This is a genomic window from Acidovorax delafieldii 2AN (assembly GCF_000175235.1).
Lineage (GTDB): Bacteria > Pseudomonadota > Gammaproteobacteria > Burkholderiales > Burkholderiaceae_C > Acidovorax > Acidovorax delafieldii_B.
Window position 1 is genome coordinate 1 of the sequence record NZ_ACQT01000239.1, and the last position, 5,352, is coordinate 5,352.

A 5,352-nucleotide genomic window follows, 5' to 3' on the forward strand; every position below is an offset into this window, starting at 1 on the left:
GGCGGCGGGCCTTTGCAGCGCGCCGTGGCTGCCCTGGGTGCAGAGCTGCAGCCCCAGGGGCTGGCGTTGCGCGCAGTCTGTGACGCGCCCACCAACGCGCTGGCGGTGCAGGTGGAGGTGAGGGACGGCGTGCGCGCCAGCAAGGTGGTGCGTGGCCCGCTGGCGGACGGCGAGCCGGTCGATCTGGGCGGGGCGGCGGGAGCCGCTGCGTCCACCGCGGTGCAGGACACCGATCTGTCGCCCGACGTGCAGTACAACCGCCAGTGGCTGCGCGGCTTGATGGCGCGGCACCAGTTCCATCCACTGCCCGATGCGGGGTGGCACTTTGTGCAAAAGGCGGCGCCCCGCTCCGGCGGGGGTGAACTGGACCTGGCCGCGCGGTAACGCGAGGGCCGGTTCGGCAAGGTCATTTGCCCCGACAGCACCCCGGGCGCGGGCCTCGTGCCCTTGTTCCGGAGCGGGTCGGCAGCCATTTCATTTGCTGAAATTTTGAGCAGGTACAATCCTGCCTCCTTTTTCAGCATTCGCTGCCCTCCCACCCATGCACATCGGCCACATTCCTTTGGCGAACCGCTTGTTCGTCGCCCCGATGGCGGGGGTGACCGATAGGCCGTTCCGCCAGCTGTGCAAGCAGCTCGGCGCAGGTTACGCGGTGAGCGAGATGGTGACCTCGCGCAAGGACCTGTGGAACAGCCTCAAGACCTCGCGCCGCGCCAACCATGAAGGCGAGCCCGGGCCCATCGCCGTGCAGATCGCCGGCACCGAGGCGGCCATGATGGCCGAGGCGGCCGTCTACAACATCGAGCGTGGAGCGCAGATCATCGACATCAACATGGGGTGCCCGGCCAAGAAGGTCTGCAACAAGTGGGCGGGCTCGGCGCTGATGCAGGACGAGGTGCTGGCCGTGTCCATCGCGCGGGCCGTAGTGGACGCCTGCGCGCCGCGCAACGTGCCCGTCACGCTCAAGATGCGCACCGGCTGGTGCCAGCAGCACAAGAACGCCGTTGCGCTGGCGCGCCAGTTCGAGGCCGTGGGCATCCAGATGCTCACGGTGCACGGCCGCACGCGCGAGCAGGGGTACAAGGGCCAGGCCGAGTACGACACCATCGCGGCCGTGAAGGCGGCGGTGCAGGTGCCGGTGGTCGCCAACGGCGACATCGCCTCGCCCGAGAAGGCGCGCGAGGTGCTGGCGTACACCGGGGCCGATGCCATCATGGTCGGCCGCGCGGCCCAGGGCCGGCCCTGGATCTTTCGCGAGATCGGCCACTTCCTGGCCACGGGCGAGCACCTGGCACCGCCGCTGGTGGCCGAGGTGCGGCGCCTGCTGCTCGACCACCTGCAGGACCACTACAGTCTGTACGGCGAGGGCACGGGTGTGCGCAGCGCGCGCAAGCACATCGCCTGGTACGTGCGTCAGCTCCCGGGGGGCGAGGATTTCCGACAACACATCAATACGATCGACGACTGCCAGGCGCAATGGCAGGCCGTGGCCGACTATCTGGATGCCCTGGGGCGCCAGATGGATCGCCTGCCGGCCGCCACCGCAGGCATGGACGCCGACACACAAGAACAAGAGGGATTGGCTGCATGAGCAAAAAACACATCGAGGAATGCGTGCGCGAGAGCCTGCAGGGCTACTTCCGCGACTTGGGCGGCGAGACCCCCGACGGCATGTACGACATGCTGGTGCGCGTGGTTGAGAAGCCGCTGCTGGAGGTGGTGATGAGCCATGCCGACAACAACCAGTCGCGCGCCGCCGAATGGCTGGGCCTGAACCGCAACACGCTGCGCAAGAAGCTGGTCGAGCACAAACTGTTGTGAACTTGTTTGCTATATAAATAATAGCTATTGGCGCTTGATGGACGAGCGCAATGGCACGATTTCACTTTAAAACCACCACCATGAACGCACTCCTTTCCGTCTCCGACAAGACTGGCATCGTCGAATTCGCCCAGGCCTTGCATGCCCTGGGCATCAAGCTCCTGTCCACTGGTGGCACCGCCAAGCTGCTGGCCGACAAGGGCCTGCCCGTGACTGAAGTGGCCGAGGTCACGCAGTTCCCCGAGATGCTCGACGGCCGCGTCAAGACCCTGCACCCCAAGGTGCACGGCGGCTTGCTGGCGCGCCGCGAGTTGCCCGAACACATGGCTGCGCTCAAGCAGCACGGCATCGATACCATCGACCTGCTGGTGGTCAACCTCTACCCCTTTGAAGCCACCGTGGCCAAGGCCGGTTGCACGCTGGCCGACGCCATCGAGAACATCGATATCGGCGGCCCGGCCATGGTGCGCAGCGCCGCCAAGAACTGGAAGGACGTGGGCGTGATCACCTCGGCCGACCAGTACGAGGCCGTGCTGGCCGAGCTGAAGGCCACCCAGGGTCAAGGTTCATGCAAGCTGTCCGACAAGCTGCGCTTCGCGCTGTCGATCGCCGCGTTCAACCGCATCGCCCAGTACGACGGTGCCATCAGCGACTACCTCTCGTCCGTCACCTTCGAGGAAGAAAAACTCTCCGAGACCTACGTGCCCCAGCGCGCGCTGTTCCCAGGCCAGAGCAACGGCATCTTCACCAAGGTGCAGGACCTGCGCTACGGCGAAAACAGCCACCAGCAGGCCGCGCTGTACCGCGACCTGTACCCCGCGCCTGGCTCGTTGGTCACCGGCGTGCAGCTGCAGGGCAAGGAGCTTTCCTACAACAACATCGCCGACGCCGATGCCGCCTGGGAATGCGTCAAGAGCTTCGAGGCCGCGGCCTGCGTGATTGTCAAACACGCCAACCCCTGCGGCGTGGCCGTCGGGCTGGACGCGCTCAGCTCGTACAGCAAGGCCTTCCAGACCGATCCGACCAGCGCCTTTGGCGGCATCATCGCGTTCAACCGCGTGGTGGACGGCCCGGCCGCGCAGCAGGTCAGCAAGCAGTTCGTCGAAGTGCTGATGGCCCCCGAGTTCACCGCCGAAGCACTGGAGATTTTCAAGTCCAAGGTCAACGTGCGCCTGCTGAAGATCGCGCTGCCCGCGCACGGCGGCAAGACCGACTGGGAACGTGGCCGCAATGCCATGGACGCCAAGCGCATCGGCTCGGGCCTGCTGCTGCAGACGGCCGACAACCACGAGCTGTCACTGGCCGATCTGAAGGTCGTCACGAAGAAGCAGCCCACGCTGGAGGAGATGGAAGACCTGCTGTTCGCCTGGAAGGTGGCCAAGTACGTCAAGAGCAACGCCATCGTCTTCTGCAAGGGCGGCATGACCATGGGCGTGGGCGCGGGCCAGATGAGCCGCCTCGATTCGGCGCGTATCGCCAGCATCAAGGCGCAGCATGCGGGCCTGACCCTGCAGGGCACGGCCGTGGCGAGCGACGCCTTCTTCCCCTTCCGCGATGGCCTCGATGTGGTGGTCGATGCAGGCGCCACCTGCGTGATCCAGCCCGGCGGCAGCATGCGCGACCAGGAAGTGATCGACGCCGCCAACGAGCGTGGCGTGGCCATGGTGTTCAGTGGCGTGCGCCATTTCAGACATTGAGAGCAACCCCCTGAGCGGCTGTGCCGCTTCCCCCTTCTCTCGTCTCGCTGCGCGATGCGGGAAGGCGGACAACACCAGCGCGGCGGGGCGGCCCTTGCGCGGTGTCTGCTGGTATGCGCCGCTCCGGTTTCAACGGCACCGTGGCATCCAAAAAAAAGCGGCCTTGGCCGCTTTTCGTTGTCTGCGCTCCTGCTCGGCGCCTATGGCGGTCAGGCTGCCACGATGCGCCCGCGGCCGCTGACGCCGGCCAGCACCTTGAGCGACTTGTCGGTGCTGGCCGTGTAGTTGCGGCTGGTGATGGTGTTCACATACACCCAGTCGGCGCGGCATTCGGTGGCGGTGGCCGTCAGCACCATGTAGCCACGGCGCGAGGTGTCGCAGTATTTGAGCGGTGCGATGAGCTGCTGCAGCGCGCCCGCCAGCATGGCCGGGTTTTCCTTGGGCAGGTATTCCTCGAAGCCGGGAGACGACACCGATGACGTGGCGAACTCCACCCCCACTGCGTTGCCGCCCATGTCTGCCAGCTCGTTGGCCCAGGCATTGTGCGTGTCGCCCGACAGCACCACCAGGTTCTTGCCCAGGGTGCGCGACATGCCCAGCACGGTTTCGCGTGCGGCTTGGTAGCCGTCCCAGGCGTCGAGGTTGTAGGGAATGGAAGGCTGGGCCAGGATGGCCTTTTCGGCCGCCGTCAGCGTGGCAGGTGCCGTCTGCGCCTTGGCCACGAGGGCGGCGTATTGCGACACCGTCACACCCGCGCCAGGCTGGATGGTCTCGATGAGGATGGGCGCGGGGATGTTCATGCGCCCCATCAGCACCTGCTGGCCCAGCACCTGCCAGGTGGCGGTGGATGCGGCCATCTGCTGCTGCAGCCATTGGGTCTGCGTGGTGCCCATGAGTTGGCGGGCGGGGGCACCCACGGCGGCGGTGAAGCCGGCGGCGTCAAAGCCAGTGGCCGTGAAGAAGCGGGTGTAGTCGACCTGCTCGTCGCGCGCGATCACGCGCGTGTCGAGCATGTGCAGCGCCACCAGGTTGCCGAAATTGAAACTGCGGTAGATCAGCTCGGGCTGGGCGTTGCGCGTGGGCATCCACTCGTGGTAGGCCTGCATGGCCGCCGCCTTGCGCGCGGCAAAGCTGCCTTCGGTGGCGCTCTGGTGGTTTTCCGCACCGTTGGCCCACGTGTCGTTGGCGATCTCATGGTCGTCCCACACGGCGATCATGGGGGCCGCGGCGTGCAGGGCCTGCAGGTCGGGGTCGGTCTTGTACTGCGCGTGGCGCATGCGGTAGTCGGCCAGCGAGAGGATCTCGGTGGCGGGTTGCGACAGGCGGCCCAGCTGCTCGGCGTTGGCCGACGCGTAGCCACCGCGCGCGTATTCGTACAGGTAATCGCCTAGATGCACGGTGGCGTCGAGGTCGTTGCGGCGCGCGGCTTCGGCATACACATTGAAGTAGCCCGCCGGGTAGTTGGCGCACGAGAACACGGCCAGTTTGATCTGGGCGACGCTGCCCGTGGCAAGCGTGCGGGTGCGCGCCGTGGCCGACTTCGCGCTGTACGCCGTGAAGCGGTAGTGGTAGGCCGTGGCCGGCTTCAGACCCGTGGCATCGACCTTGACCGTGTAGTCCTTTGCCGCGGTGGCAGTGGCTTCTCCCTTGGCCACGAGGGTGGCGAAGGTGGCGTCGGTGGCCACTTCCCATTGCACAGGAATATCGGCCGTGTGCCCTGCCGGCGGCGTGACGCGGGTCCAGAGGATGACGCGGTCGCTCAGCGGGTCGCCGCTGGCCACGCCGTGGACAAAGCGCACCTCGGGGTCGCTGTCGCCGCCGCCGCAGGCGGCCA

4 protein-coding genes and 1 pseudogene are annotated in these 5,352 nt (G+C 66.7%); 4 read left to right on the forward strand and 1 reads right to left on the reverse strand.

All coding sequences use genetic code 11. The features are described from left to right. The 4 genes and pseudogenes from ACDELDRAFT_RS23725 to purH form a co-directional block, all read left to right on the forward strand. Window positions 1-384: pseudogene (locus tag ACDELDRAFT_RS23725) on the forward strand (D-Ala-D-Ala dipeptidase); the annotation flags it as partial. A 157-nt stretch (window positions 385-541) separates the two neighbouring features. Further along, the gene (gene dusB / locus ACDELDRAFT_RS18660) at window positions 542-1,591 is read left to right on the forward strand and encodes a tRNA dihydrouridine synthase DusB (RefSeq protein ID WP_005799569.1); all 1,050 of its coding nucleotides are present in this window, start codon (window positions 542-544) and stop codon (window positions 1,589-1,591) included. Beyond that, window positions 1,588-1,821 (forward strand): Fis family transcriptional regulator, encoded by a 234-nt coding sequence (locus ACDELDRAFT_RS18665; RefSeq protein ID WP_005799570.1) that lies wholly within the window; start codon window positions 1,588-1,590, stop codon window positions 1,819-1,821. The genes dusB and ACDELDRAFT_RS18665 overlap by 4 nt, the downstream gene beginning before the upstream one ends. Before the next feature lie 80 nt (window positions 1,822-1,901). Then, the gene (purH, locus tag ACDELDRAFT_RS18670) at window positions 1,902-3,518 is read left to right on the forward strand and encodes a bifunctional phosphoribosylaminoimidazolecarboxamide formyltransferase/IMP cyclohydrolase (protein WP_040329895.1); all 1,617 of its coding nucleotides are present in this window, start codon (window positions 1,902-1,904) and stop codon (window positions 3,516-3,518) included. Between the two features lie 209 nt (window positions 3,519-3,727). Here the strand turns inward: purH and ACDELDRAFT_RS18675 are convergent. Then, window positions 3,728-5,352 (reverse strand): alkaline phosphatase D family protein (locus ACDELDRAFT_RS18675; RefSeq protein WP_005799572.1); only part of this gene is annotated, 1,625 nt, incomplete at its 5' end.

Bases quoted from the DNA above. Each gene is read 5' to 3' on its own strand.
- dusB (WP_005799569.1), top strand. From the start codon at position 542: ATGCACATCGGCCACATTCCTTTGGCGAACCGCTTGTTCGTCGCCCCG.
- ACDELDRAFT_RS18665 (WP_005799570.1), top strand. From the start codon at position 1,588: ATGAGCAAAAAACACATCGAGGAATGCGTGCGCGAGAGCCTGCAGGGC.
- purH (WP_040329895.1), top strand. From the start codon at position 1,902: ATGAACGCACTCCTTTCCGTCTCCGACAAGACTGGCATCGTCGAATTC.